The following is a 26,179-nucleotide window of genomic DNA, read 5'->3' as shown; positions in this document are numbered from 1 at the left end:
GGGCCGAGCGTCCCCTTGTACAGCTCGTCGACGGCATGGTAGGACGTTGTCAGGACGCTTTGATGTACCTGCGGACGACGTCGTCTTCTCCGAACGTGCTTGTGTGCTGTAGGCCCTCGGTGTCTCGGCCAAAAAATGTCCATTGCCGTGGAGTTGTTTGCGGGCCGCTGATCAGCTTGACGGTGTAGCGCAGCTGGGTTGGCTGCTTGGTGCCAATGAGGTCACCGACTCGGATCTGCGACGGGTGAATCTCGGGCGCTTCCCACCAGTCCTGCATGACCATGCCGCCCGTCCTTGGCTCGTTTCCTGCCACCGTACCCCGGATCGGGGTCGAGCGGGTAGCGTCCGATCGGTAAGTGCGTGTCGCCAGGCAGGGCTGGTTCGCCAGCGGTGCGCCCGCCCGGGATTTTCGCGTCTGTCTTGCGTGCGCTGGTTGGGGTAGTACCCGGCTGATAGTGTGACGCTGTCACCTCATATGTCCCGAGTTGGCTGAAGCTGGTCTGTAAATCGGCCGGGGTGTGGGAGATGGCGTTTGAGCAGATTCGTTGAGTCGATGCTTAGCAGTGCTCAGTCGAGTACTCGTGGCCTGGTTACCGGTGAGCCTGGTGCGCCGGTTCGATCGAGCTGGGGCGAAGTTCATCAGCGGGCTCGGCAGGTGGCGGGTGGTTTAGCCTCGTTGGGCGTCGGTCCGGGTGATCGGGTGGGTGTATTGGCCGGCGCCCCAGTAGAGATTGCGCCGACTGCGCAAGGCGTGTGGTTGTGTGGCGCGTGTTTGACGATGTTGCAGCAGCCGACGCCGCGTACTGATCTGCAGATGTGGGCACAGGACACATTGGCGGTGATCACCATGATCGAGGCGACGGTGGTGATCGTGTCGGATCCGTTCATGGCTGTGGTGGCGGTATTGGCCGCACACGGCGTGCGGGTGGTGACGATTGCCGAGCTTCTGGGCGCCGCACCGATTGAGGTGGTGGGCAGTGGTGAGGATGACCTTGCGCTCTTGCAGTTGACGTCGGGCTCGACAGGTTGTGCTAAAGCGGTGGCGATTACCCACGCGAATGTGATCTCGAACGCTGAGGCGATGTTCGTCGGTGCCCACTACGACATCGATACCGATGTGATCGTGAGTTGGTTGCCGCTATTTCATGACATGGGTATGACCGGATTTTTGACGATGCCGATGTTGTTCGGCGGCGAGTTGGTCAAGGTCACACCGATCGACTTCATGGACGATATCTTGTTGTGGCCCAAGTTGATCGACAAATATGATGCGACGATGACCGCAGCGCCGAACTTCGCCTACACACTGCTGGCGAAGCGGTTGCGCCGGCATGCCAGGCTTGGTGATTTTGATCTATCGTCGTTGCGGTGGGCGTTGTCGGGTGCTGAACAGGTCGAACCGGCCGATGTTGAGGATCTCTGTGCGGCTGCAGCGCCGTTTGGGCTGCGTCCCGAGGCGATCTTGCCGGCCTACGGGATGGCCGAAACCACTGTGGCGGTGTCGTTTTCGCAATGCGGCAACGGACTCATCATTGACGAGGTCGACGCCGATATGCTCGCGGTGCTACGCCAAGCAGTGCCTGCCACCACCGGCAACACCCGTCGGCTGGCCACATTGGGGCCAGTGCTGCACGGTATACAGGCCCGCATCGTCGATGAGGACGGCGCCCTTCAGCCGACCCGCGGCGTGGGACTCATTGAAGTGCGCGGCGATGCCGTGACATCTGGGTATGTCACGGCAGGAGGTTTCGTGGCCGTCCAAGACGACCAGGGTTGGTTCAGCACCGGAGATCTGGGATACCTGACTGAGCAGGACCACATCGTGGTCTGTGGCCGGGCCAAAGACGTGATTATCATGGCCGGACGCAACATCTATCCCACCGACGTGGAACGCGCTGCCGGGCGGGTCGCCGGCGTGCGGGCGGGTTGTGTCGCGGCCGTGCGACTCGACGCGAGTCATTCCCGGGAATCGTTTGCCGTGGCGGTCGAATCGAGCTTCTTCGACGACCCCGCACAGGTGCGGCGCATCAAGCATGAGGTCGCTCACGAAGTCGTCAGCGAAGTGGCGGCGCGGCCACGCAATGTGGTGGTACTGGCCCCGGGCGCGATCCCCAAGACGCCGTCGGGAAAGCTGCGCCGCGCTTGCGCATTGTCACTGGTCACCTGAGAAGTTGCCACGGGGCTGTCGGCGACACGATGCTGGCGGAGTACCGTCAAACGTGAGCAGCTTCGATGTCAACGGTGGTCCACCCTACATCTGCCGCGCGCCCGCGGGACAGATGATGCCAACCGTGAAGGGACCGCCCGTGGATTATGCGGCACTAACGATGACGCGACACCTAGACGTCCTGAGTCCGGCTGCCGCGCGCAGCAGGGGTGTCACCGTGATCATCCGGTGTACCCGGTGCCGACAGGAGCAGCCGCGATGACTTATCCGATCAGAGGCCGGCGCCAAGCCAATCCCATCCGGCTAACGCTGGCTCGTGAACTCGGCCGCGACATCGACGGCGCGTGGTGGCCACGTGCCGATCGCATCACCAATGAATTGCCGAACCTTATCGCGGTCCTGAGTCCCTTGCTCGGAGAAATCACCTCCATCAACGTCAACTGGTCACCGCTGCAACGACCACCCGACCTCAACTGGCCGGGATGGGAACGCAAACGCCAGCACATAATGACCGTCAGCGGCACGCATGCTCGCGCTAACCTACTGATCATCTCGTATACGACCCACAGCGCGCTGGCCCTGATGGTGCTGCGATGCGCCGCCAACCTGCCCATTCTGGCTACCGACCGCGATAAACGCGCATTTTTGACCGCGGGCTCGATCCTGCAGGTGGCCCAACAACAATGTGCCTCAGGCCCACACTAAACGCCACACATCAGGCACATCGGCGATCACCCGGCGGCCCGGCGTCCTTTCGATTCGGCCTGGTCAGCTCGTGCCGGTGTACGGCCCGGGGGATACCAGCACGGAGCCTCCGTCGCCGGGGGAGTTCCCGTTCACCCGCGGCAACTTTGTGTCTGGGTATCAGGGCAAGTTGTGGACGTTCCGGCAGTACTCCGGGCTGGTGCCGCGGAGGAATCCAACCGCCGCGACCGCTACCTCGTAGAACAGGGCTTCCCCTGAAAAACGTGAAGGCTTCCGTTATGCCGCCTCCGGTCGGATGGTCGCGGTTTCCTCGTAGTCGACGGGTGGTAGCAACCAGGCTGAGCTGTGCCGACATCGGGTGTTGTAGAACTCGTCGCACCAGGCGGTGATACCTCGTGTTCGAGGGTGGAGAAAAACGCCTCGGAAGCGGCGTTGTCGAAGCACGACCCCAACGCGTCCCATCGACTGTCGTACCCGAGCCTGCGGCATAGATTCATGAAACCATTTGCGGTGTAAGTAGATCCGCGGTCACTATGGAAGATCACGCCCTCGATCGCAGCGCGTCCACCACGCACCGCGGCGGCTATCTTCATCGCGTCGCTCGCTAACTCGGCGTCCGGATGCGCCGACATCGAGGTGGGGATATCGGTGATGCCGCCACACCAGTGAATGGTCAGCGGGACTCGCGGGTGCGGCGAAACGAACGAACTATTTGTCTAATCTGAGGTGAACCTGAGCCCTCCGATTGGGATTATGTGCGTGAGCCATTCCGCCCTGCCCATGCGTTTCTAACTAGCAGCGATCGCAGATTTCTTGGCTGGCTTACCGAGCGGAATACCGGGCGGCACCAGTAGAGTAGCCGAGTGGGGGTCATAAGCCACATAGATCTGGATCGGGTGGGTACCGTTTACCGGTTGCGCTCGTTTCGAATCGCGTCGGTGCTTCGTATCGGTGTGGTGGCGATGATGGTCGCTGCCATGGTGATCGGCACTCGCCGGTGTGAATGGCCCCGGCAGATCGTTTGGATCGTGTTGTACGCATTGGCTACGCTAGTGACGCTGCTGTTGGCGTTTGCTCGATTCCGTGGACCGATCAGCACGTGTCCGAGCGGTCTCGTTGTTTTCACCGTCCTCGACATTGTGATGTTGACCGGCTTTCAGTTGCTGTCCACCGACGGGATCTATCCCTTACTGGTCATGACCTTGCTACCGATCCTGTTGGGCCTTGATGTACGCGCGCGTCGGGCGGCGGTGCTGCTGGTCTTCGCCCTGGCGGGGTTTGCGATCGCGGTGCTCGAAGACCCGGATATGGTGCGAGTGATCGGCTGGCCCAATTCAATATTCCGGTTCATGGTGTACGCATTTCTGTGCGGCACGGCCTACGTGGTCGTTCGTATCGAGGATCGGCGCGCGCATTCGGTGGCGAGCCTGAGTGCGTTGCGTGAGGAGTTGCTGGCCCAGACGATGACGGCCTCGGAGGTACTGCAGCGCAGGGTTTCTGAAGCTATTCACGATGGACCGCTGCAAGACATCTTGGCTGTGCGCCAGGAACTTGTCGAGCTGGATACCACGTTGCCCGGCGATGACCGAGTCGGCCGCGCCCTAGCTGCTCTGCATACCGCCTCGAAGCGACTGCGCCAGGCCACCTTTGAGCTTCATCCGGCTGTTCTGGAACAGGTCGGGTTGGGTGCTGCCGTTGAGCAGTTGGCCTCCTTCACCACGCAGCGGTCGGGCATTGAGGTGCGCACCGACATCGATTACCCGGTCCGCAGTGCCAACGATCCCATCGTGTTCGGCGTGGTGCGCGAGTTACTGTCCAACGTGGAAAAGCATTCGCAGGCCCGCCACGCGTCGGTCACCCTCAGGACCACCGATGAGGTCTGCGTTTTGGACGTGGCCGATGACGGTGTGGGCGTTACCAGTGAGACGATGGCACGCCGTTTGGGCGAGGGACATATCGGTTTGGCGTCGCATCGGGCGCGCGTGGACGCCGCCGGCGGAGCGTTCATTTTCCTCGATACGCCCGCAGGCACCCACGTCTGCGTGGAGCTCCCCCTTAAGCAGTGCAGGTGGACGGTTGGGGTTGATCATGCCGAGCCAACCGTCGCTACAGCGACGTCGGAGTAAGGAGCCCGTCCAGTGACGCTGTTAGTCGAGCAGCCCTTGCCGCATTGCTTCGGCGACGGCCGCCGCGCGATCGCTGACCCCAAGTTTTTCGTATAGGCGTTGCACGTGGGTTTTGACTGTCGACGGCGCCACATACAGCTCAGCTGCGATCGCAGGGATGCTTTGGCCTCGAGCAATACGATTGAGCACCTCCCGCTCGCGTGCGCTGAGCACTGGCGCGATTGGCGCTGCACGCTGGCGGATTTCCCCGGCGAGCCCACCGACGAGCGAGGGCGCCACCACATCGCGGCCCTTCGCGCAATCGAGTACGGCCTTGACGATCTCGGTGCGCGTCGAATCCTTCAACAAGAAACCCGCGGCGCCCTGCTGCAGCGCCTGATACACGATCGCCGACTCATCGTGAGCCGAAATCAGCAACACGCGGGTCGGCAATTCGTGGCTTCGCACCGCCGCCGCCACCTGTGCGCCATCCATGCCGGGCATCCGGTAGTCCAGCAACGCAACATCGGGCAGGTGCGCCTTGATCAATTCCAGCGCGGTTGCGCCGTCGTCTGCCTCGCCGACGACGTTCACCGAGCCACTCAACGAAAGCGCCCGTACCACGCCTTCACGAAAGAGCGGGTGATCATCGCCTACGACCACACGCACCTTTTCAGGCGTCGTCGCGCCGACCATGGCGACGAGTTTAGCGGTTCGTCGGCAACGAACCGTTCACTATCGTCCTCGGCGCAGCTGCGCGGGTTTCCAGAGCGTGCCCAATGGGAAAGCCGGCACCGGCGGATGTGGCTGCGGGGAGCCCGGCCGGGCGCACGCCAAATCGCTGTACGGCAAGCCGACGATGTTGGACGGCCCTCGCCATGAGTACGGTTCTACCGTGGTGTCCAGGGACCTAGAGCTGGAGCGGGTGCGTACCGTTTACCGGTTGCGCTCGTTTCGAATCGCGTCGGTGCTTCGCGTCGGCGTGGTGGCGATGATGGTCGCTGCCATGGTGATCGGCACTCGCCGATCTGACTGGCTGTGGCAGACCGGTTGGATTGTCCTGTACTCATTGATTGCAATATTGGCTCTGGTATTGGCGTTTGCTCCTTTCCGTCGGCGGATCGGCGCGGGCCGGATGGTCGGGGTCGGCCGGCTGGAGCCCATTGTTTTCATCGCCCTCGATATTGTGATGTTGACCGGCTTTCAGGTGCTGTCCACCGACGGGATCTATCCCTTACTGATCATGATCTTGCTGCCGATCCTGTTGGGCCTTGATGTGTCCTCGCGTCGGGCGGCGGTGATGCTGACCTTGTCGATGGCGGGGTTCGCGGTCGCGGTGCTCCAAGACCCGGACATGGTGCGAGTGATCGGCTGGTACGAGACGATTTTTCGGTTCGTGCTCTACGCATTCCTCTGTTGCATGGCCTACGTGGTCGTCCGCATCGAGGAACGGCACGCGCATTCGATAGCGGGCCTGAGTGCGTTGCGTGAGGAGTTGCTGGCCCAGACGATGACGGCCTCGGAGGTACTGCAGCGCAGGGTTTCTGAAGCTATTCACGATGGACCGCTGCAAGACATCTTGGCTGTGCGCCAGGAACTTGTCGAGCTGGATACCACGTTGCCCGGCGATGACCGGGTCGGCCGTGCCCTGGCCGGTCTGCATACCGCCTCGGAGCGACTGCGTCAGGCCACCTTTGAGCTTCATCCGGCTGTTCTGGAACAGGTCGGGTTGGGTGCTGCCGTTGAGCAGTTGGCCTCCTTCACCGCACAGCGGTCGGGCATTGAGGTGCGCACCGACATCGATTACCCGGTCCGCAGTGCCAACGATCCCATCGTGTTCGGCGTGGTGCGTGAGCTGTTGTCCAATGTGATGCAACACTCGCAGGCCAGCCACGCGTCGGTCACCCTCAGGATCACCGATGGGGTCTGCGTTTTGGACGTGGCCGATGACGGTGTGGGCGTTACCAGTGAGACGATGGCACGCCGTTTGGGTGAGGGGCATATCGGTTTGGCGTCGCATCGGGCGCGCGTGGACGCCGCCGGCGGAGTGTTCTTCTTCCTCGATACGCCCGCAGGCACCCACGTCTGCGTGGAGCTGCCCCTCAAGCAGTGAGGCCGTCCGTGTCCACCACTTTGCCGGCGAAGGTGCAACTACCGACACGTTTCCCAAGTAACAGCGTAGCCAGCTGTACTTTCGCGGTTCAACTGAAAGTGTAGTTCAGCAGGGTCTGCATCCCGGCTTCTTGATGATAGGTGTTGTGGCAGTGGAACATCCATGTTCCTGGGTTATCGGCAACCAGCACGGCATCGATCTTCTGGTTCGGCAGCACGATAAGCGTATCCTTGCGGGCGCCGGGGCGACCGTCGGCCCTAATTACCTGGAAGGTATGGCCGTGCAGGTGCATTGGGTGCCACATCATGGTGGTGTTATGGAACTTCAACGTGGGCCGTTGGTCCAGTTGTACCTGCAGCGGCTCGCCGTTGATTGTCCAGTTGTACCGCATCATATTGCCACCCAAGACCACCGCGAGATTCAGGTTTGGTTGGGCGGGCCCTAGGTTGACGGCCGTTGCGGCGGTGAACATCTCGATGGTACCTATCCGTTTGGTGAGCTCTGCCGGCCGAAATTGAGGGTCGGGTATGCCGCCTGACCCAGTGACGAGTAACGCACGCGCAACGGCGTTTTTCCCTTCCGCGGATGCGACCAGCGGGAAAACGCCGTCGGCGGCGGTCACGATGACGTCGTAGCGTTCGGCCATACCGATTAACAGGGCGTCGACCTGGGTAGGAACCACGGGGTAACCGTCGGTGTGCGTGACCGTCATCGAATGCCCAGCCAGCGCAACGCGAAACGCGGTGTCGGAGCCGGTGTTGATGAACCGGATCCGAATTCGCTGGCCCGGCTTCGCTTTGAATGTCGTCGCGGCCGCCGGGATTCGGCCGTTGATCAGGTAATAGGGGTAGGTGATGTCGCCGGCGTCGCCGCCGAGCAAGTCACTTTTCCCGACGTCGCCGCCCGGCATCTCGGGCATGCTCGGCTTGTTGGGCGAGGTCAGGTCATCGTAGAGTTGTTGCGGGCTCTTGCCGACGCCGTCGGTCCAATCATCCATGACGACAATCCATTCGGCGTCGTAGTGACCCGGATCGGTCGGATCGTCGACGATAACCGGTAGATAGAGCCCCATATCAGCGTCCAGGCCAGTGTGCGGATGGGCCCAGTAGGTGCCCGCGTTCGGCACCGAGAACCGATAAGTGAAGTTACGGCCGGCCGGGATGCTCGGCGTGGCCGGCTCGGCGCCGTCCATGTCGTTGCGTAGTGCGACGCCGTGCCAGTGGACTGAGGTCGGATGGTCGAGCCGGTTCGTCACGGTGATCGCAAGTTCGTCGCCGATGTTGGCCCGGATCACCGGTCCGGGAATGGTGTTTCCGTAGGCCAGTGTCCGGGCGGTCACCCCACCTAGGTCGATCTCAGCCTGTTGGGGGACCAAGGTCGCGGTCACGGTGTGCCCACTGTGTGGTCGGGCCGCCTCGGCGGCCGCAATCGCGTCTGCCATTCCAGCGGCCGCCGCGCTCTGCGGCGTCCGAGTTGTAGCTTGGCTGCAAGCGGCCAGCGTGAATCCGCCGGCGATGCCCGCGGCGATGAAGCCGCGCCGGGTGAGCCGCGCCCCGTCGAAGGGCATCTCGCTCGTGGGCAGCACAGGCATTGACCGCTCCTTGTCTCTCGTCCGTAGGTCCGGCGCTAATCGCAACCGCGACTATGGGATTCTGGCTTTAAAGCTCTGCTTTACACTATACCCCTGACGGGTATACAGTGGGCCGCGTGAAGGCCCGACAGGTGGTGTGGACGCGATCATCGCTCGGTGCGGTCTCCCTGATATGGGTGCTTGTCATTAGCGGGGCGCAGTGCGGGTTCCTGCAGCCTCAGCCCCATGCAGGCCACCTGAAACACCCGTTGGCGATGTCGCTTGGTGGTGAGTTCGCAATCAACGTCAACCATGCGCACCTATCGGACAACTCGAAGTTCGAGTGCCCAGACCAGTTCGTGACAGCCGTGCCGCCGAGGTCGACCACCCCGTCGATCGTGTCGGTCGTCGTGTTGGCGGTCGCAAGCATCGCAGCTGCGCTCACCAACCTCGTCGTGCCGGGCGGGCGCGGCCCGCCAGTCGCACTGGCATGCGTTCGCACCGGACAAGACCTATTGACTCGATTCTGCCTAGCTCGTCGCTGACCGGTCAGCGCCAGACCGTGGGCCCATTTCCCGCGGCCGGTGACCGCTGACCCACATCAAACTGCCGCGACTGAAGTTCGTGGCCCGATGCAGAAGCGACGACCCATGAACAACATCTGGCCCTTCGACGGCCGCGACCCGAACAACTCGCGGAAACTCCTTGCCGCCCGGTCTCATATCGCCTCGATTGGGTCGCGGCAGACCCGAGACCGGTATCGCCTTGTCCCCGACGGATATCACCTCACACCGGGTCGGGACCGCCAGCCGGGAACTATGGTTGGCAACACCCCGGTGCTCTGGATATCCGGGCTCTCGGGGGCTTTCACTTCCTTTGGCGCCGCTGACCGTGGTTTTTGGGCCAAGCTGGAGGGATGCAATCCCGGTGGCATGAAGGACCGGCCCGCCATGCACATGGTGGAACGGGCTCGCGCCCGAGGCGATCTGGCGCCTGGGGCTGCAATAGTGGAATCAACCAGCGGCACACTTGGATTGGGGCTCGCGCTGGCCGGTAATGTCTACCGACACCCGGTCACGTTGGTCACCGACCCGGTTCTGGAACCGATCATCCAGCGGATGCTGACCGCTTACGGGGCCCGCGTCGAGGTGGTCACCGAACCGCACCCGGTCGGCGGGTGGCAGCAGGCACGCAAAGACCGGGTTGCCCAGCTTCTGGTGGCCAACCCTGGGGCCTGGAATCCCAATCAGTACAACAACCCTGACAATGTCGACGCTTACCGGCCGCTGGCGTTGGAGCTGGCCTCCCAGCTTGGGCGCGTCGATGTGCTGGTGTGTTCTGTGGGAACCGGGGGACACTCAGCGGGCGTGGCCCGGGTGTTGCGCGAGTTCAACCCAAAGATGAGGTTGATCGGTGTGGACACCATCGGGTCGACCATCTTCGGGCAGCCAGCGTCGAGCAGGCTGATGCGCGGGCTGGGCTCGAGCATCTATCCCAGCAACGTCGATTACCGCGCGTTCAACGAAGTGCACTGGGTTGCTCCCGCCGAAGCGGTCTGGGCATCGCGCACCCTGGCCGCCACTCACTATGCGAGTGGCGGATGGAGCGTCGGAGCGGTGGCCTTGGTCGCCGATTGGGTAGCGCGCACGTTCCCGCCCGACATCACGATCGCCGCGGTGTTCCCCGACGGCCCGCAACGCTATTTCGACACCATCTACAACGACGAGTACTGCAACCAACATCAACTGCTCGGCGGTGAACACCCGACGGAGCCCGACGTGATAACGGCGTCCTCGGACACGGTGGTCACCCGATGGACACGCACCACCACGGTGGTCAACCCGACCCTGGCAGTGGCGTGATGGGGGCATCTGCTGATGCTGGCCACTGCGTTGATCGGTTCGACAACAACGGGTTTCGCAGAGAACCTTGACGTGAAGCGGTCGGCGCCGATTAACTCGTTGGGTGGTCAACGAACTTGCTGGCAAGGTGGCCATCGTTACCGGCGGGGCCTCAGGTATCGGCTGCGCCACGGCGGAGCGATTTTTGGCCGAGAGGGCCCGGGTTGTCATTGCCGACGTGGACCGTGACGGGGGTGAGGCCCTGGCGGCAAAGTTGAGCACCAACGCGCTCTTCCAGCGGACGGACGTCTCTAATCCTGAACAGGTGGAAGCAGTGGTGGCTGCTGCCGTCGAAAAGTTCGGTGGGCTGCACGTGATGGTAAACAACGCCGGGAGTCTCGGGCACCATGCACCGCCGATTCCTGGCGTGATGACGTACCGTGCGTCCAAAGCGGCGGTCATCCAATTCACCAAGTCCGCGGCAATCGAGTTGGCGTACTACGGCATTCGGGTGAACACCATCGCGCCAGGCAACATACCCACGCCATTGTTGGCGACGTCGGCGGCCGCTATGGATCACGAAGAGATCGAGCGCTACACCCGCGGCGATCCGCGAGACGATGCGTGCCGACCGTCCACTGAAGTGCGAGGTTACACCCGATGATATCGCGGAGGCGGCACTGTATTTCGCCGGCGACCGGGTCGCGCTGTGTCACCGGAACCGTGCTGCCGGTGGACGGGGGAGCTGTCGCGGGCAAGGCGATTCGGTCCACGAAACGTGAGGAAGACCGGCGGCCCTCGAGTGTGATGTTCGATGCGGCGTCTCAACCAAGTTAATTCAGTCGCTTGACTTAATACTGTGCACGCGCTTGACTAGGTGCATGACTGCGGCTGGCAGAACCCTGCGTTCCGAACGGGCCACCTCCACCCAGGAAGCGATCTTGGTGGCGGCCGAGCGGTTGTACGCCGAGCACGGCATGTTCGCGGTGTCCAATCGGCAGGTCAGTGAGGCCGCCGGTCAGGGCAACAATGCCGCGGTCGGCTACCACTTCGGCACCAAGGTCGACCTGGTCCGTGCGATCGAGGAGAAACATCGTGGGCCCATTGAACGGCTCCGCGACCGCATGGTGGCCGAGCTGTTGGAATCCGAGGCTTCTGCCGAAATGCGGGACTGGGTGGCCTGCCTGGTGCACCCGCTCACCGAGCACCTGGCGGCCCTTGGTAATCCCACCTGGTATGCGCGGTTCGCTGCCCAAGCGATGACCGATCCCGCTTACTACCACATCATCGTCAAGGGCGCGCTTAGCTCGCCGTCGCTGGTTCAGGTGGTCGACGGTGTCAACCGCTGTTTGCCCGACTTGCCTACTGAGGTGCGCTATGAACGCAACATCATGGCTCGCAACCTATTGATACATACCTGCGCCGATCTTGAACGGGCGCTCGCCGCGGGCGCACCGATGCGGTCCTGGCGGGCCACCGGGTCCGGCCTTATCGACGTGATCGTGGGCCTATGGCTGGCGCCGGTGACGCCGCATGAGTGAAGGGTCGCCGGATGAAAGTAACTGTCGACCAAGGTATTTGCGCATCCTCGGGGAACTGTGTCATGAATGCACCCGAGGTGTTCGGCCAACGGGATGAGGACGGAGTCGTCGTCCTGCTGAACGTGCATCCGTCGGCCGGCTAGGTCGATGGGGCACGCCGGGCGGTCGCGGCGTGCCCGGCGCAGGCCATTCACATCGAGGATGAAAAAGATGTCGGACACGCTTTCTGAACGTGACCTGGGCTGGAGCTACCGCAGCAGTACTAGGTGGGGCTGCAACCGCAGCCAACGATGGCGCTCGGCCGTTGCTGCCAAATTTCTACCTGGGCCACGGAATCAGCGTCAATGCAGCTGAAATGCCAATGATTGGAACCGATCTCGGTGAAGAGTTTGACGAGAAGTTTATCCTCCAATCAGAGATGGTCCCGGTTTTCGCCCACCTGCCTCGTCGGGATCTAACTGTCAGTTACTGACTTGATCTGATCGACACGCATCATGCGTCAACGCTGCACTATTTTTAGCTATTTGTGATTCTAAGTCTCAAAGAATCTAATTCTCCGCAAGCCGGTCGTTCACGATATTTGTTCAAATCGGCGATGCGACTAGATGCGCATGTGGTATGCGGTCGACCGGGCAGGGATTGGCGGGACCGATTCACGACCTCCTGGACGGTAAAATCCGTGCTTCCCTTTTCGGTAATGGTGGCCTGCGCCGCGTCCAGGAATCGCTGAACTCGTTGCGCAGCCCGCAGTTTCGCGGTCTTGATGGATCGCTCGACCGCGCGCTGCTTCCAGGCCGGCTCTTCGCTTGGACTGGTCACGGGCGGCTCCGATGATTGCCGCGAGGGGACAACAGGCAGTTGCCCGGCAAGCCGCCAGAGTTCGGTGGGCGTGGCCCTTACACCCGCAGCTTTGCCGCGACCACCGCCGGTGGCACTTCCGAAATCCAGCGGAATATCATCGCTGAACGAATACTTGGCCTACCGCGCCATTAAGGGGCTTCAGCAGCGCGGGTCCCTTCCGGTGACCAAACACTGGTGGTAGTGGCCAGTCTGGCCGGCGTTGGATTTGGCGTAGAGGCCCACCGCGATGAGCGCTGCCACGATCGACACCGCGCCCAGCGCAATGCCGGTCATCGCGACTCGGGGGTTGTTGGCTTCGCCGCGTTGCACTCGTCTCCGGGCGATATCTCCAGTCACCACCGCTGCGATACCGAAGGCGATCCCAATCAGCAGCCAGCAGGTGATGAGCGCGACCACGCCCAAGATCAACGAGACGACGCCGAACTCGTTACGCGGGACGGGTTGACTCATATGTGCCTATGTTATACAGCGCAGCGTGGGCGAAGCGCTAGCTGGCCTGGGGCCGGCACTGCTGTCGATATCAAAGTTGCGCCAGCCGTAGTGCAGATCTATTGGCCCACAACGCTGCTCCGGCATCCTGGGCCAGTCTATGCGCGCTGCCTGGCCGGCTGCGGCCTTAGCCAACAAGCAGGCCAGGGTGCCGGAATCGTCCGGGTCGTCTGGTGTATCACTGGCGGCGTGCAGCGTCGCCTCGGCGCCTTCGATCGCGACATGCGTCTCGGCCAGCCGGTGCCGGATCGCCTGAAATGAGCCGATGCGCCGGCCGAATTGAACACGCTCCACGGCGTGCTGGCGCGCCAGCGACAGTATCGCGCAGCGTCATGACGCATGTCCGGGCCGCTGCAGCGAGCACTTCCGCGTAGGGTGACCTCGTCTTCGGTATCCAGGCATCCGCTACCGAAATGGGCATTCCGGCGCCGGAGCCGACCCTGAGCGCGGATGTGGTCTGCAGGGATAGGTCACGTCCCCCGGGTTGTCGCGGTGTTCGCCACAAGGGGCGGCATCAGCGACCTCCGGCGAATCGCGCGCGTCCAAAATCCCTGAAGTGCTGAGCATTTGCATAGCAGGGCGCAAATGTCATAGCCAAGGTGGGCAACCCCGGGCAACGAAGTGACGTGGCTACGATCAGCGTGGCCGACTTGGAACGTCAACAGACCTTTGAGCGAACGTTGAGAATATGGAGTGAGGGCATGACATCGGCGCGAAGAATCGGGGCACCGGATGCGAAGAATCGCGGCCTGCTGCTCGACGCGGCCGAGCAATTGATGCTCGAAGAGGGCTACGCCGCGGTGACGTCGCGGCGCCTCGCGAACAGGGCGGGGTTGAAACCTCAGCTCGTGCATTACTACTTCCGCACCATGGAGGAGCTGTTCCTGGAGGTCTTCCGCCGCCGCGCCGAAGAAGGTCTTCAGGTGCAAGCCAAAGCGCTGCAATCGCCTCAGCCGCTATGGGCGTTGTGGAGATTTGGCACCGATCCCGCTTTTACCCGGGTTTCGATGGAATTCATGGCCTTGGCGAATCACCGCAAGGAAATGCGGGCCGAAATCGCCTACTACGCTGAACGTTTCCGCGATGAACAGTGCCGCGCGGTGACGACCGCACTGCAGCGCTATGGAGTGGATAACCGTGACATGCCACCGGTGGTGTGGACGGTGCTCATCTCCAGCTTGTCGCGGTTGCTGGTGCTCGAACAGGCGGTTGGAATGTCTGCTGGTCACGCCGAAACTTTTGCGTTGGTTGAAAATTACCTGCGTGGCCTGGAGGGCGAGCCGCACCCTATTCCGGAAATGCCGCAAGCCTGGGTGGTTCACCAGTTTCGCCGCGAACAAAGCGCGCCTCTAGGACCGTCTTTGGAGACGGCGACGACCCCGTCCACGGTGACGTCGCAGTGAAACTGCGGCGTGCCCGGTTCGATGCCGGTGCTGACTGAGACCAGCGCCTATTCGTTGGGGTTTTGCCAAGTCGAGTTCGTATACCTACACGGACTGTCCGGGGCGATGTCGACGTTGATATGCGGCACAAACTGGGGGGACTGTGGCTGTAGGCGGAGAAGATCGGCGGCTCTTGATCCAGGTAATAGATGTCTGCCCAGATCGGTTTGGACGCGGTGATGGTGTATTTGACGTGATGCATCACCGGGTCGTGGGTGCGTGACGCGCCCGAGTATAGGGGCGGCACCAGCGGCGTCGCGAAAGCGTTGCCGCAATGCCCCTTGCGAACGTTACGGTCGGGCCACTTTTGGTGGTCGTCATGTCGGCCCGCAAAGTTGGACAACCATCCCCGCGATGGTGTTAAGTGCGGCGAAGCTGTCGTCGACGGCTTCTTGCGCCTGAGCTGCACTGAGCTCATAGACAGGATCCGTTGTGCTGCTGGTGCGTTCGCATCAACCGGCATTGACAAGAGCGATCGGGTCGCCATCTGGGCGCCCAATTCCGCCGAATGGATAGTCGCGGCGTTCGGGACTGCTAACGCGGGCGCGGTGTTGGTTCCGGTCAATACCAGGTTCAAGACCGCCGAGGCCACCGACATCATCCATCGCAGCGGAGCGAAAGTGGTGCTGGTTGAAAAAGGTTTTTTGGGGCAGGATTTCGCTGTTCCAGCCGATGTGGCCGCTACCTGATCGTCAACCCGTTCTTCCGCACCTTCGGTGACAAGGCGGGCTGCATCGCCTCAATGGTCCGGGGAGCTACCGTCATCCCGGTTGCCGTCTTCGAGATCAATCGTGTGCTGGAGCTGATTGAGCGCGAACGGGGTTACCATGCTGCCTGGGCCGCCAACGCTCTATCATTCGCTGCTGCCGGCCCAAGGCGACCACGACCTGTCGTCACTGCGGGCAGCGGTGACCGGCTCGGCCGACATCCCCGTGCAACCCATCCAGCGGATGCACGACGAATTGCCGTTCCAGTCCATCATGACCGGCTGCGGCCTGACCGAAGCGGCAACGGTGACGGCGTCACGACGCGGGGACTCCTTCGAGGACATCGCGACAACGGCCGGTACGCCGTGCGATGGGCCTGAGGTGCGCATCGCCGACGACGGAGAGGTCTTGATCCGTGGGTACAGTGTCATGCAGGGTTATCTCGATGACCCTGTTGCCACCGCGGAGGCGATTGATGACGAGGGCTGGTTGCACACCGGCGATCTGGGCAGCCTGGATTCGGCGGGACGGCTGAGGATTAACGGGCGCAAGAAGGACATGTTCATCGTGGGCGGTTTCAATGCGTACCCGGCGGAGATCGAGGGCTTCCTGTTCGAACACCCAGCGGTCGCGCAGGCCGCGGTAATCGGAATCCCCGACGAGCGACTCGGTCAGGTAGGTAAGGCGTTTGTCGTGCCTAATCCCCCACCCCCTTCGTCCGAGGCTGACTTGATTGCATGGTGCCGAGAGCGTATGGCGGAATTCAACATGTCGAGATCCATCACGTTTCTCGACGAGCTGCCGCTCAATGCCGCCGGCAAAGTGATGAAAGACCAGCTGCGGTGACCACCGGCGACATTCATTCGATGGTGATTGCCTCGGATTATCGCGTGCCCGATCCCGCCCGGGTGTGGCCGCTGCTGCAGCGCAATCGGTCGGCTCTCGCCGGCATCGGCGCCCACCATGTTCTGGTTTACCTATCGACCCATGACCATGGCCGTGTCCTGGTGATGATCGGTATTCAGAGCCGTGAGCCGATCCTGGAGCTGCTGCGTTCGCAGGTCTTGTTCGACTGGTTCGACGCTGCCGGTGTTGACGACATCCCGGCAGTTTTCGCCGGCGAGATCATCGACAGGTTCGTCGCGGCGACTCCGACGCCTGGATTAGCGCCCACCGCGCCCGGGGTGGTGGTGGCTGCGATCGCGTCCGTCGACGACGTGCCGACCCTGACCGCGGAGGTCCGCTGTGCGATGGACAGGTTCACCGCGGCCGGTATCCGAAAGACGTGGATTTTCCAGGCTTTCGATGATGATCACGAAGTCTTGATCTTGCAGGAGTTTCCTGACGAAGATGGGGCCCGGCACTGGATCGACCATCCCGACGCCGCGGCCCAATGGTTATCGAGAGCGGGAGTGGGCGCTTACCCCCCGCTGTTTGTCGGCCGGCTGTTCGACATGATGCGCATCGAGGCGTCGGAGTGAGCGTCCCGCGCTGGCCGGGTCAATGCAGTCAGCAGGCCAGGAAGATCCAGCCTCGGCACCACGACTTCGACGAGAACCATCTGGTCCTTACGCTCGGCGGCGACGGTGAATGCCTCGTCGAGCTCGCCGTAGGTCTCCGCCCGAAACGCCGAGTGATTGGCCACCCCCAGCGCGCTGGGGATGTCGGTCCAACGCCAGCTGGCAATGTCGTTGTAGGGGGCCGTCTCTCCGTGGATCGCCCGTTCGATGGTGTAGCCGTCGTTGTTGACCACCACGATGACTGGCGACAACCCCTCGCGGCAGAAGGCGCCGAGCTCCTGGACCGTCAGTTGCGCGGCGCCGTCGCCAATCAGTAACACCGTCCTGCGGTCGCGGTGCGCCAATCCCGCGCCGAGCGCCGCGGGCAGCGTGTAACCGATTGAGCCCCAGAGCGGTTGACCGATGAAAGTCACTCCCTGCGGCAACCGGTGGTCCGCCATGCCGTAGAACGAGGTTCCCTGATCTGCCAGAACCACGTTTCCCGGTGTGAGCGCTGCACAGAGCCTGTCCCATAAGATCTGTTGGGTCAGCGGCCGATCGGGCGATGGTGTGTCCGCAGGTGGATAGTCAGGCGGTAATTCCACTGGTGGTGAGCTGATGCCGCGGCGCACCAAGATTGACGCCAATGCCTCAAGCGCGGCGCCCATTTCCAGCGGCGCGAACACCTCACCGGCTACGCTGCTCTGGTACTGCCCGACGTCGATGGTCCGGGCTGGGTCGATCCGCTGACTGAAGAAACCACTGACCATGTCGGTAAACACCACCCCGGCGGTCACCAGCACAGGTGCCTGCTCAATCGCCGCGCGGACCGCTTCGGTGCTGGCTGCCCCGGCGTAGATACCCAAGAAGTTAGGCGAGCTTTCGTCGAGCAGACTTTTTCCCCACATCAACGTGGCGTACGGCACCACGTCGGCCGTCAGCAATGTCTCGAGCTCTTTGACCACTTGCAACCGATGGACCAGCAAGTCCGCCAGCACCGTCATCCGGTGATCGGCAACGAGTTTGGTGGCGGCGTCGATGAACAGCGACAGCGCGCGCGGGCTGGTGCCGCCGGTATAGCGTGGCAACGGAGTGCCGGGTGGTTCGGTGGGGAAGCGGGCCACGTCGGTGGACAGCAGTATGTAGCCGGGCCGTTTGTGCTCCCGCACCTCGCTGAGCACCCGGTCAATCTCCCTGCACGCCGTCGCTGGCATGAGATTAGCTTGGGCGCAGGTTATTTCGCGGCTGATCCGGAAGAAGTGCTCGAAGTCCCCATCGCCGAGCGAGTGGTGTAGCGCTCGGCGGGTGCCTTGCGCGTCTTTGGAGGGGCCGCCGACAATGTGCACGACGGGTACATGCTCGGCGTAGCTACCCGCGATCGCGTTGGCAGCCGAAAGTTCACCAACTCCGAATGTCGTTACTACAGCAGACATTCCGCGCAAGCGCCCGTACCCATCGGCGGCGTAGCCGGCGTTCAGTTCATTGGCGCTGCCCACCCATCTAATGGCCGGATGGGCAACGATGTGGTCGAGAAATTCCAGGTTGTAGTCGCCGGGGACACCGAAGATCTCGGTGACGCCGAGTTCGGCGAGGCGGTCGAGCAGGTAGTCACCGACGGTATAGACGGTTTCACTTTTGGGGGCGGTCACGAAGACGACGGTACGCTGGGTGGAAACCGTTCCCGGTCGGGCGCCGGTTCGCTATCGTGCGGGCCATGGCAATCAACGGATCCCACGAAGTCGTCATCGAAGCCAGCCCTGAGGAGGTTCTCGACGTCATCGCCGATATCGGGGCTATGCCCGAGTGGTCGGCTGCGCATCAGAGCGCCGAAGTGCTCGAGACGGGCGAGGACGGGCGGCCCAGCAAGGCGAAGATGAAGGTCAAGGCCGTGGGTATCACCGACGAACAGGTGGTGGCATATACCTGGAGTGACAACGCGGTGAGCTGGACACTGGTCAGCTCCTCAGCGCAGCGCTCGCAATATGCGAAGTATGAGTTGACCCCCAAGGGTGATAGCACGGTGGTCAAGTTCGAGATCAGCGTCGACCCGGTGGTACCACTGCCCGGCTTTGTGCTCAAACGTGTGGTTAACGGGTCGATCGAGACAGCGACCGAGGCGCTGCGCAAGCGGGTGCTGCAGGTGAAGAAGGGGCAATAGTCATCGTGACTTCCGCGGGTCCCCTGGCCGGGGTCAAGGTCATCGAACTCGGCGGCATCGGACCGGGACCGCACGCGGGGATGGTGTTGGCCGACCTCGGCGCTGACGTGGTGCGGGTGCGCCGTCCCGGCGGCGTGGCGATCGCAAGCGCGGCGAAGCCGGGCGAAGAGGGTCGCCACCAAACAGGCGTGGCGATCGCAAGCGCGGCGAAGCCGGGCGAAGAGGGTCGCCACCGAGCGGGCGTGACGATGCTGTCCGAGGACCGCGATCTGCTGCACCGCGGAAAGCGAATCGTCGACCTGGACATCAAGACGCAGTCGGCGGCGCTATTGGAGCTGGCAGCCAAGGCCGATGTGTTGTTGGACTGCTTCCGGCCTGGCACCTGCGAGCGACTGGGCATCGGTCCCGACGACTGCGCGGCGATCAACCCCCGACTGATCTTCGCGCGTATTACCGGTTGGGGACAGGACGGGCCGCTGGCCTCGACGGCGGGTCACGACATCAACTACCTGTCGCAGACCGGTGCGCTGTCGGCGCTGGGATACCGCGACCGGCCGCCGATGCCGCCGCTGAACCTGGTCGCGGACTTCGGCGGCGGCTCGATGTTGGTGTTGCTGGGCATTGTGGTCGCGCTGTATGAACGGGAACGTTCCGGCAAGGGGCAAATCGTCGACGCCGCGATGGTCGACGGGGTCAGCGTGCTGGCCCAGATGATGTGGACCATGAAGTCGACCGGCGCGCTGCGCGACGAGCGCGAGTCGTTCCTGCTCGACGGTGGTGCCCCGTTTTATCGTTGCTATGAGACCGCTGACGGCAAATACATGGCCGTCGGTGCCATCGAGCCGCAGTTTTTCGCGGCGTTGCTGACCGGGCTCGGTCTATCGGCCGAGGAGGTGCCGAGTCAGCTCGACATCGCTTCATATCAGCAGATGCATGAGATCTTCGCGCAGCGGTTCGCCAGTCAGACCCAAGACCAGTGGACGCAGGTTTTCGCCGGCACCGATGCTTGCGTCACCCCGGTGTTGACGTGGAGCGAGGCCGCAAGCAACGACCATCTGAGAGCTCGGTCGACGGTGATCACCTGTCACGGTGTTGACCAGGCCGCGCCGGCTCCGCGGTTTTCTCGAACACCCGCCGGACCGGTCGGTCCGCCGCCTGCGGCCACCACGTCGATTACCGAAATTGGTTGGTGACAAAGTCGTTGCCCATTCGCCATGCGCGGGCAGGACCGCGTTGCTAGCTTGGAAGCAGTGGCTGTACAAGCATCGCGGGAATTTGTGATCGATGCGCCGCCGGATCTGGTCATGGAGGCGCTCAGCGATGTTAGCGTCTTGTCGGCGTGGTCTCCGGTCCACAAACGGGTTGAAATCCTTGACCGCTACCCGGATGGTCGGCCGCACCATGTGAAGACCATCGTCAAGGTTCTTGGTTTAGTCGATACTGAGATCCTGGAATATCACTGGGGTCCTGACTGGGTGGTGTGGGACGCTAAAGAGACGTTCCAGCAGCATGGACAGCATGTCGAGTACAGCGTCAAACCTGAAGGTGTCGATCAGACGCGGGTGCGTTTTGATATCACCGTCGAGCCGTCGGGGCCGATTCCAGGTTTCGTTGTTAAACGTGCGACCAAGATCGTGTTAGATGCCGCGACGGAAGGGCTGCGCAAGTGGGTGTTAAGAAACCGGCCGGTCCAGGAACGCGGTGGCTGATTTTTGCCGGCTTTGCCGGCTCAACGAAATCGGATTGCTAACTTTGTACCGATGGCCGTACAAGCAGCGCGAGAAATCATCATTGATGCCTCCCTGGAAGTGATTCTGGATGCGCTAGCTGATGTCCGCTCGGTGCCGTTGTGGTCGTCGGTGCACAAGAAGGCTGAAGTCATCGACACCTATCCCGACGGGCGGCCGCACCATGTCAAGGTCGCGGTCAAAGTGATCGGGATCGCCGATCGGGAACTGCTCGAATTCCACTGGGGACCTGACTGGCTGGTGTGGGACGCCCACAAGACTTCTCATCAGCACGGCCAGCACGTCGAGTACACCCTGCGACCGGAGGGGGAGGACAAGACGCGGGTGCGTTTCGCCATCACCATAGAGCCGTCGGCGCCGCTGCCGGAGTTTCTGCTTAATCGAGGTCGCGAGAAAGTCCTCAAAGCCGCAACGGAAGGCTTGCGGGACTTCGTCATGAGTCGGGACCGTGCGGAGGGGTCTACGTAGTGGATCCGTTCCCGAGCGCGGAGAGTCGCCTGATCGCCTCGTCGAGGGTGTCGTCGCGTTTGCAGAAGGTAAAGCGCACCAGGTGATTCCACACGTCGGCTTGTTTTGCAGCGTGCTCGGCTGCCGGATCGCAGAATGCCGACATCGGGATGGCGGCTACGCCGACCTTGTCCGGCAAGGCTGCGCAGAATGCCGCGCTGTCGTCGTAACCCAGCGGACGCGGGTCGGCGCAAAGGAAGTACGTGCCGTAGCTGTTGTGCACTTCGAAGCCGATCTCGGTCAGTCCCGACGCCAGCCGATCGCGTCTGGCCTGCAAAGAACTCCGAAGCGCGGCCACCCAGGTGTCCTCGGTGTCCAGCGCCAGGGCCACCGCCGGCTGAAACGGCGCGCCGCCGACGTAGCTCAGGTACTGTTTTGCGGCCCGCACCCCGGCGATGAGATCGGATGGGCCGCAGGCCCACCCGATCTTCCAGCCGGTGCAGTTGAACATCTTAGCCGCGCTGGAAATGGTGATCGTGCGTTCGGCCATGCCGTCAAAGCCGGCCAGCGGCAGGTGCTTTCGGTCCTCGAACACCAGGTGCTCATATACCTCATCGGTAATCACCAACAGGTCTGCCGCCACGGCGATCTCCGCTATCTCGGCCAACTCGGTTGCGCTCAGCACCACGCCGGTGGGGTTGTGCGGTGAGTTGACGATCAACGCGCGGGTCCGAGGTGTCAGCGCCCGTCGCAATGCGTCGGCATCCAGCGCAAAGCCGCGGCCATCGGGTACCAGAGGTACGGCTACCCGATTCGCGCCGGCCATCGCCACCGCTGGCGAATATGAGTCGTAGAACGGCTCGAGTAGCACTACCTCTGAGCCGGGTTCGATCAGGCCGATCACCGCCGCCGCGATGGCCTCGGTGGCCCCAACCGTCACCAGCACCTCGGTGTCGGGGTCGTACTCGATGTCAAAATGCCGCTGGCGTTGCGCGGCGATGGCCTGCCGCAGCCCAGCGATGCCTATCCCCGGTGGGTACTGGTTGACTCCGCCGGTGATGGCGTCTTGCGCGGCCTTCAGCATCGCCGGCGGTCCGTCCTCGTCGGGAAAGCCTTGCCCGAGGTTTACTGCACCGATGCGCGCAGCCAGAGCCGACATTTCGGCGAACACCGTGGTCGTGTAGGGCCGTAGTCGCGACACCGTCATGATGGCCGAGCTTATTGTGTGCGGGCTGCGCCGCGAACGTGCGCGCAGCTTCACGTTCGGCTCCGAACGTGCGCGTAGCTTCACGTTCAGCCGTCTGACCAGCAAAGCCTTGCCCAACCAACAGGTTGGCCGAACCCCCTGTTAGTGTGCCTGTACTGGACCTAGTCTTTAAGACGGATCTAAACCCCCTTTTTTTTGCGAACAGGAAGCCGACATGTCCGAAGAAGCCTTCATCTACGAGGCCATCCGCACCCCTCGCGGTAAGCAGAAGAACGGATCGTTGCACGAGGTCAAGCCGGTGAGCCTAGTCGTCGGGCTGATTGAGGAGCTGCGCAAACGCAACCCCGACCTCGACGAGAACCTGGTCAGCGACGTCATCTTGGGCTGCGTTTCACCGGTGGGTGACCAGGGTGGCGACATTGCCCGCGCCGCGGTGCTGGCCGCTGACCTGCCCGTCACCGCCGGCGGGGTGCAGCTCAACCGGTTCTGTGCATCGGGGCTTGAGGCCGTCAACACCGCCGCGCAGAAGGTGCGCTCCGGCTGGGACGACCTGGTCCTAGCCGGCGGTGTGGAGTCGATGAGCCGGGTTCCGATGGGATCCGACGGCGGCGCCATGGGCCTGGACCCGGCGACCAACTACGACGTCATGTTCGTCCCGCAGGGCATCGGTGCCGACCTGATCGCCACCATCGAGGGTTTCTCCCGTGACGACGTCGACGCCTACGCGCTGCGCAGCCAGGAGAAGGCCGCGGCCGCATGGTCGGGCGGCTACTTCGCCAAGTCCGTGGTACCGGTCCGCGACCAGAACGGCCTGTTGATCCTCGACCACGACGAGCACATGCGGCCCGACACCACCAAGGAGGGCCTGGGCAAGCTGAAGCCGGCTTTCGAGGGCCTGGCGGCGATGGGCGGCTTCGACGACGTCGCGTTGCAGAAATACCACTGGGTGGAGAAGATCAACCACGTCCACACCGGCGGCAACAGCTCGGGGATTGTCGATGGAGCGGCCCTGGTGATGATCGGTAGCGAGGCTGCCGGGAAGTCGCAGGGCCTGACCCCGCGGGCGCGCATGGTGGCCACCGCCACCAGCGGCGCCGACCCGGTCATCATGCTGACCGGTCCCACCCCCGCCACCCGCAAGGTGCTCGACCGCGCCGGGTTGACGGTTGACGACATCGACCTGTTCGAGCTGAACGAGGCGTTCGCGTCGGTGGTGCTGAAGTTCCAGAAGGATCTGAACATCCCGGACGAGAAGCTCAACGTCAACGGCGGTGCGATCGCGATGGGCCACCCGCTGGGTGCTACCGGCGCAATGATTCTGGGCACCATGGTCGACGAACTGGAGCGCCGCAACGCCCGGCGTGCGCTCGTCACGCTGTGCATCGGCGGCGGCATGGGTGTTGCAACCATCATCGAGAGGGTTTAATCGCATGGCAGACAACACAATTCAGTGGGACAAGGACGCCGACGGCATCGTCACACTGACCATGGACGACCCGTCCGGGTCGGCCAACGTGATGAACGAGGCCTACCTCGAGTCGATGGGCAAGGCGGTGGATCGCCTTGTCGCGGAAAAGGATTCGATTGCCGGTGTGGTGATCACCAGCGCGAAGAAGACGTTCTTCGCCGGCGGCGACCTCACCGCGATGATCAATGCCGGACCCGAGGATGCTGGGCAGTCCTTCGACACTGTCGAGACGGTCAAGAAGCAGCTGCGCACCCTGGAAACGCTGGGCAAGCCGGTCGTCGCCGCGATCAACGGCGCCGCGCTGGGCGGCGGCCTGGAGATCGCGCTGGCGTGTCATCACCGGATCGCCGCCGACGTCAAGGGCAGCCAGCTCGGCCTGCCCGAAGTCACGCTGGGCCTGTTGCCCGGCGGCGGCGGGGTGACCCGCACGGTGCGGATGTTCGGCATCCAGAATGCGTTCGTCAACATCTTGTCGCAGGGCACCCGCTTCAAGCCGGCCAAGGCTAAGGAGATCGGGCTGGTCGACGAGCTGCTGCCGACGGTCGACGAGTTGGTGCCCGCGGCCAAGGCCTGGATCAAGGCCAACCCGGAGGCGCACGAGCAGCCGTGGGACAAGAAGGGCTACAAGATGCCCGGCGGCACTCCGTCCTCGCCGGGGCTGGCGGCCATCCTGCCGTCGTTCCCGTCGCTGCTGCGCAAGCAGCTCAAGGGCGCGCCGATGCCGGCGCCGAAGGCCATCCTGTCCGCCGCGGTTGAAGGCGCGCAGGTCGACTTCGACACCGCCAGCCGTATTGAGAGCCGTTACTTCGCTTCGCTGGTCACCGGCCAGGTCGCCAAGAACATGATCCAGGCGTTCTTCTTCGACCTGCAGCACATCAACGGTGGAGGTTCGCGTCCCGAGGGCATTGGCAAGACGCCGATCAAGAAGATCGGTGTGCTGGGTGCGGGCATGATGGGCGCCGGCATCGCCTATGTCTCGGCCAAGGCCGGTTACGACGTGGTGCTTAAGGACGTGAGTCCTGAGGCCGCGCAGAAGGGCAAGGGTTACTCGGAGAAGCTGGAAGCCAAGGCGCTCGAGCGGGGACGCACCACGCAGCAGAAGAGTGACGCCCTGCTGGCGCGCATCACCCCGACGGCCGACCCTGCCGATCTCAAGGGCGTCGACTTCGTAATCGAAGCCGTCTTCGAGAACCAGGAACTCAAGCACAAGGTGTTCCAGGAGATCGAGGACATCGTCGAGCCCAACGCGGTCCTGGGGTCGAATACCTCCACGCTGCCGATCACCGGTCTGGCGACCGGCGTCAAGCGGCAGGAGGACTTTATTGGGATCCACTTCTTCTCGCCGGTCGACAAGATGCCGCTGGTCGAAATCATCAAGGGCGAGAAGACTTCTGACGAGGCGCTGGCGCGGGTCTTCGACTACACGCTGGCCATCGGCAAGACCCCGATCGTGGTCAACGACAGCCGCGGCTTTTTCACATCGCGCGTCATCGGCACCTTCGTCAACGAGGCGCTGGCGATGCTCGGTGAAGGGGTCGAGCCGGCTTCGATCGAACAGGCGGGCTCGCAGGCCGGTTACCCGGCGCCGCCGCTGCAGTTGTCCGACGAGCTCAACCTGGAGCTGATGCACAAGATCGCGGTCGCCACCCGTAAGGGCGTCGAGGACGCCGGCGGCACCTATGAGCCGCACCCGGCAGAAGCCGTGGTGGAGAAGATGATTGAGCTCGGTCGGTCCGGGCGCTTGAAGGGCGCCGGCTTCTACGAGTACGCCGACGGCAAGCGGTCCGGGTTGTGGCCCGGGCTGCGGGAGACCTTCAAGTCGGGCTCATCAGAGCCGCCGCTGCAGGACATGATCGATCGCATGCTGTTCGCTGAGGCGCTGGAAACGCAGAAGTGCCTCGACGAGAACGTGCTGACGTCGACCGCCGACGCCAACATCGGGTCGATCATGGGCATCGGATTCCCGCCGTGGACCGGTGGCAGCGCGCAGTACATCGTCGGCTACTCCGGCCCGGCCGGTACCGGCAAGGAGGCCTTCGTGGCCCGAGCCCGCGAGCTGGCGGCCAAGTACGGCGACCGGTTCCTGCCGCCGGCGTCGCTGACGTAAGTTC

The 26,179-nt window shown here is 63.0% G+C and carries 21 protein-coding genes and 8 pseudogenes; 21 read left to right on the top strand and 8 right to left on the bottom strand.

Features of this window, described 5'->3' with window-relative positions; genetic code table 11:
• Window positions 1–49 precede the first annotated feature (49 nt).
• Window positions 50–283: a hypothetical protein gene (locus B586_RS16620; protein ID WP_047315226.1), complete on the bottom strand. Its 234-nt coding sequence runs from the start codon at window positions 281–283 to the stop codon at window positions 50–52.
• Window positions 284–532: 249 nt separating this feature from the next.
• Between B586_RS16620 and B586_RS16615 the strand changes: the two genes are divergently transcribed.
• The 4 genes and pseudogenes from B586_RS16615 to B586_RS16605 all read left to right on the top strand — a co-directional run bounded on the left by B586_RS16615 (window position 533) and on the right by B586_RS16605 (window position 4,998).
• Complete coding sequence (locus tag B586_RS16615) at window positions 533–2,167, top strand: fatty acyl-AMP ligase (RefSeq protein ID WP_054879367.1); 1,635 nt, start codon at window positions 533–535, stop codon at window positions 2,165–2,167.
• A 258-nt stretch (window positions 2,168–2,425) separates the two neighbouring features.
• Window positions 2,426–2,872, top strand: coding sequence for a DUF5994 family protein (locus tag B586_RS16610; RefSeq protein ID WP_047315228.1), 447 nt, complete (start codon window positions 2,426–2,428; stop codon window positions 2,870–2,872).
• 52 nt (window positions 2,873–2,924) lie between these two features.
• Window positions 2,925–3,121, top strand: a pseudogene (locus B586_RS20445) (methylmalonyl-CoA mutase family protein); the annotation flags it as partial.
• A 614-nt stretch (window positions 3,122–3,735) separates the two neighbouring features.
• Complete coding sequence (locus tag B586_RS16605) at window positions 3,736–4,998, top strand: sensor histidine kinase (RefSeq protein WP_231584528.1); 1,263 nt, start codon at window positions 3,736–3,738, stop codon at window positions 4,996–4,998.
• 21 nt (window positions 4,999–5,019) lie between these two features.
• Here the strand turns inward: B586_RS16605 and narL are convergent, their stop codons facing one another.
• On the bottom strand, window positions 5,020–5,673 hold the full coding sequence (gene narL / locus B586_RS16600; protein WP_047315229.1) for a two-component system response regulator NarL: 654 nt from the start codon (window positions 5,671–5,673) through the stop codon (window positions 5,020–5,022).
• A 163-nt stretch (window positions 5,674–5,836) separates the two neighbouring features.
• On the opposite strand from narL, the gene B586_RS16595 reads away from it, so the two are divergent.
• Window positions 5,837–7,090, top strand: a complete 1,254-nt coding sequence (locus tag B586_RS16595; RefSeq protein WP_047315270.1) for a sensor histidine kinase — start codon at window positions 5,837–5,839, stop codon at window positions 7,088–7,090.
• An 88-nt stretch (window positions 7,091–7,178) separates the two neighbouring features.
• Here B586_RS16595 and B586_RS16590 read toward each other — a convergent pair whose 3' ends face one another.
• On the bottom strand, window positions 7,179–8,681 hold the full coding sequence (locus B586_RS16590; RefSeq protein ID WP_054879368.1) for a multicopper oxidase family protein: 1,503 nt from the start codon (window positions 8,679–8,681) through the stop codon (window positions 7,179–7,181).
• 107 nt (window positions 8,682–8,788) lie between these two features.
• Here B586_RS16590 and lpqS point away from each other — a divergent pair, with 107 nt between their 5' ends.
• The 6 genes and pseudogenes from lpqS to B586_RS22260 all read left to right on the top strand — a co-directional run.
• Window positions 8,789–9,205 carry a putative copper homeostasis (lipo)protein LpqS gene (gene lpqS, locus B586_RS16585; RefSeq protein WP_156406820.1) on the top strand — a complete coding sequence of 139 codons (417 nt, stop codon included), beginning with the start codon at window positions 8,789–8,791 and terminating at the stop codon, window positions 9,203–9,205.
• A gap of 186 nt (window positions 9,206–9,391) precedes the next feature.
• Window positions 9,392–10,522 (top strand): PLP-dependent cysteine synthase family protein, encoded by a 1,131-nt coding sequence (locus B586_RS16580; RefSeq protein WP_156406909.1) that lies wholly within the window; start codon window positions 9,392–9,394, stop codon window positions 10,520–10,522.
• Window positions 10,523–10,625: 103 nt separating this feature from the next.
• Window positions 10,626–11,338: pseudogene (locus B586_RS16575) on the top strand (SDR family NAD(P)-dependent oxidoreductase).
• 44 nt (window positions 11,339–11,382) lie between these two features.
• On the top strand, window positions 11,383–12,042 hold the full coding sequence (locus tag B586_RS16570; protein ID WP_054879369.1) for a TetR/AcrR family transcriptional regulator: 660 nt from the start codon (window positions 11,383–11,385) through the stop codon (window positions 12,040–12,042).
• An 11-nt stretch (window positions 12,043–12,053) separates the two neighbouring features.
• Window positions 12,054–12,272: pseudogene (locus B586_RS16565) on the top strand (ferredoxin).
• Window positions 12,260–12,511 (top strand): annotated as a pseudogene (locus tag B586_RS22260) (M24 family metallopeptidase); the annotation flags it as partial. The pseudogenes B586_RS16565 and B586_RS22260, both read left to right, overlap by 13 nt.
• A gap of 164 nt (window positions 12,512–12,675) precedes the next feature.
• Here B586_RS22260 and B586_RS22255 read toward each other — a convergent pair.
• Window positions 12,676–12,861: pseudogene (locus B586_RS22255) on the bottom strand (TetR/AcrR family transcriptional regulator); the annotation flags it as partial.
• 78 nt (window positions 12,862–12,939) lie between these two features.
• Here B586_RS22255 and B586_RS22835 point away from each other — a divergent pair.
• Window positions 12,940–13,035, top strand: a pseudogene (locus tag B586_RS22835) (hypothetical protein); the annotation flags it as partial.
• Between the two features lie 6 nt (window positions 13,036–13,041).
• On the opposite strand, the gene B586_RS16550 reads toward B586_RS22835, so the two are convergent.
• Window positions 13,042–13,353, bottom strand: a complete 312-nt coding sequence (locus tag B586_RS16550; RefSeq protein WP_054879372.1) for a DUF4190 domain-containing protein — start codon at window positions 13,351–13,353, stop codon at window positions 13,042–13,044.
• Window positions 13,354–13,497: 144 nt separating this feature from the next.
• Window positions 13,498–13,716: pseudogene (locus B586_RS22250) on the bottom strand (acyl-CoA dehydrogenase family protein); the annotation flags it as partial.
• A 377-nt stretch (window positions 13,717–14,093) separates the two neighbouring features.
• Here B586_RS22250 and B586_RS16540 point away from each other — a divergent pair.
• The 3 genes and pseudogenes from B586_RS16540 to B586_RS16530 all read left to right on the top strand — a co-directional run bounded on the left by B586_RS16540 (window position 14,094) and on the right by B586_RS16530 (window position 17,022).
• Complete coding sequence (locus B586_RS16540) at window positions 14,094–14,795, top strand: TetR/AcrR family transcriptional regulator (protein WP_054879374.1); 702 nt, start codon at window positions 14,094–14,096, stop codon at window positions 14,793–14,795.
• 393 nt (window positions 14,796–15,188) lie between these two features.
• Window positions 15,189–16,387 (top strand): annotated as a pseudogene (locus B586_RS16535) (AMP-binding protein).
• Complete coding sequence (locus B586_RS16530; protein WP_156166245.1) at window positions 16,384–17,022, top strand: fatty-acid--CoA ligase; 639 nt, start codon at window positions 16,384–16,386, stop codon at window positions 17,020–17,022. Before B586_RS16535 ends, B586_RS16530 begins: the two are co-directional and overlap by 4 nt.
• On the opposite strand, the gene B586_RS16525 is transcribed toward B586_RS16530, so the two are convergent.
• Window positions 16,962–18,689, bottom strand: a complete 1,728-nt coding sequence (locus B586_RS16525; protein WP_047315234.1) for an alpha-keto acid decarboxylase family protein — start codon at window positions 18,687–18,689, stop codon at window positions 16,962–16,964. The genes B586_RS16530 and B586_RS16525 overlap by 61 nt on opposite strands.
• Window positions 18,690–18,754: 65 nt before the next feature.
• On the opposite strand from B586_RS16525, the gene B586_RS16520 reads away from it, so the two are divergent.
• Genes B586_RS16520 through B586_RS16505 form a run of 4 tightly spaced genes read left to right on the top strand, consistent with a single transcriptional unit; the run spans window position 18,755 to window position 21,414 of the window.
• Entirely contained in the window at window positions 18,755–19,198 is a 444-nt protein-coding gene (locus B586_RS16520) for an SRPBCC family protein (protein ID WP_054879375.1), read from the top strand.
• Window positions 19,199–19,203: 5 nt separating this feature from the next.
• The gene (locus B586_RS16515; RefSeq protein WP_082607668.1) at window positions 19,204–20,391 is read left to right on the top strand and encodes a CaiB/BaiF CoA transferase family protein; all 1,188 of its coding nucleotides are present in this window, start codon (window positions 19,204–19,206) and stop codon (window positions 20,389–20,391) included.
• Window positions 20,392–20,448: 57 nt separating this feature from the next.
• Complete coding sequence (locus B586_RS16510) at window positions 20,449–20,907, top strand: SRPBCC family protein (protein ID WP_054880856.1); 459 nt, start codon at window positions 20,449–20,451, stop codon at window positions 20,905–20,907.
• 51 nt (window positions 20,908–20,958) lie between these two features.
• Window positions 20,959–21,414, top strand: coding sequence for an SRPBCC family protein (locus B586_RS16505; RefSeq protein WP_054879376.1), 456 nt, complete (start codon window positions 20,959–20,961; stop codon window positions 21,412–21,414).
• Here the strand turns inward: B586_RS16505 and B586_RS16500 are convergent.
• The gene (locus B586_RS16500) at window positions 21,407–22,600 is read right to left on the bottom strand and encodes a pyridoxal phosphate-dependent aminotransferase (protein ID WP_054880857.1); all 1,194 of its coding nucleotides are present in this window, start codon (window positions 22,598–22,600) and stop codon (window positions 21,407–21,409) included. The genes B586_RS16505 and B586_RS16500 overlap by 8 nt on opposite strands.
• 214 nt (window positions 22,601–22,814) lie before the next feature.
• On the opposite strand from B586_RS16500, the gene B586_RS16495 reads away from it, so the two are divergent.
• Together B586_RS16495 and B586_RS16490 are read left to right on the top strand one after the other, a co-directional pair.
• Window positions 22,815–24,026: an acetyl-CoA C-acetyltransferase gene (locus B586_RS16495; RefSeq protein WP_054879377.1), complete on the top strand. Its 1,212-nt coding sequence runs from the start codon at window positions 22,815–22,817 to the stop codon at window positions 24,024–24,026.
• A 4-nt stretch (window positions 24,027–24,030) separates the two neighbouring features.
• The gene (locus tag B586_RS16490) at window positions 24,031–26,175 is read left to right on the top strand and encodes a 3-hydroxyacyl-CoA dehydrogenase NAD-binding domain-containing protein (protein ID WP_054879378.1); all 2,145 of its coding nucleotides are present in this window, start codon (window positions 24,031–24,033) and stop codon (window positions 26,173–26,175) included.
• Window positions 26,176–26,179 lie beyond the last annotated feature (4 nt).

Origin of the sequence: Mycobacterium haemophilum DSM 44634 (assembly GCF_000340435.2) — a bacterium.
GTDB lineage: Bacteria > Actinomycetota > Actinomycetes > Mycobacteriales > Mycobacteriaceae > Mycobacterium > Mycobacterium haemophilum.
Note: the sequence above shows the minus strand (reverse complement) of the source record. Positions and strands in the feature narration are given on the sequence as shown.

What these genes read in the sequence shown, in the direction of transcription:
- B586_RS16620 (WP_047315226.1), bottom strand. Translation starts at nt 283, where the DNA reads ATGGTCATGCAGGACTGGTGGGAAGCGCCCGAGATTCACCCGTCGCAG.
- B586_RS16610 (WP_047315228.1), top strand. Translation starts at nt 2,426, where the DNA reads ATGACTTATCCGATCAGAGGCCGGCGCCAAGCCAATCCCATCCGGCTA.
- narL (WP_047315229.1), bottom strand. Translation starts at nt 5,673, where the DNA reads ATGGTCGGCGCGACGACGCCTGAAAAGGTGCGTGTGGTCGTAGGCGAT.
- B586_RS16595 (WP_047315270.1), top strand. Translation starts at nt 5,837, where the DNA reads ATGTTGGACGGCCCTCGCCATGAGTACGGTTCTACCGTGGTGTCCAGG.
- B586_RS16590 (WP_054879368.1), bottom strand. Translation starts at nt 8,681, where the DNA reads ATGCCTGTGCTGCCCACGAGCGAGATGCCCTTCGACGGGGCGCGGCTC.
- B586_RS16570 (WP_054879369.1), top strand. Translation starts at nt 11,383, where the DNA reads ATGACTGCGGCTGGCAGAACCCTGCGTTCCGAACGGGCCACCTCCACC.
- B586_RS16550 (WP_054879372.1), bottom strand. Translation starts at nt 13,353, where the DNA reads ATGAGTCAACCCGTCCCGCGTAACGAGTTCGGCGTCGTCTCGTTGATC.
- B586_RS16540 (WP_054879374.1), top strand. Translation starts at nt 14,094, where the DNA reads ATGACATCGGCGCGAAGAATCGGGGCACCGGATGCGAAGAATCGCGGC.
- B586_RS16520 (WP_054879375.1), top strand. Translation starts at nt 18,755, where the DNA reads ATGGCAATCAACGGATCCCACGAAGTCGTCATCGAAGCCAGCCCTGAG.
- B586_RS16505 (WP_054879376.1), top strand. Translation starts at nt 20,959, where the DNA reads ATGGCCGTACAAGCAGCGCGAGAAATCATCATTGATGCCTCCCTGGAA.
- B586_RS16500 (WP_054880857.1), bottom strand. Translation starts at nt 22,600, where the DNA reads ATGACGGTGTCGCGACTACGGCCCTACACGACCACGGTGTTCGCCGAA.
- B586_RS16495 (WP_054879377.1), top strand. Translation starts at nt 22,815, where the DNA reads ATGTCCGAAGAAGCCTTCATCTACGAGGCCATCCGCACCCCTCGCGGT.
- B586_RS16490 (WP_054879378.1), top strand. Translation starts at nt 24,031, where the DNA reads ATGGCAGACAACACAATTCAGTGGGACAAGGACGCCGACGGCATCGTC.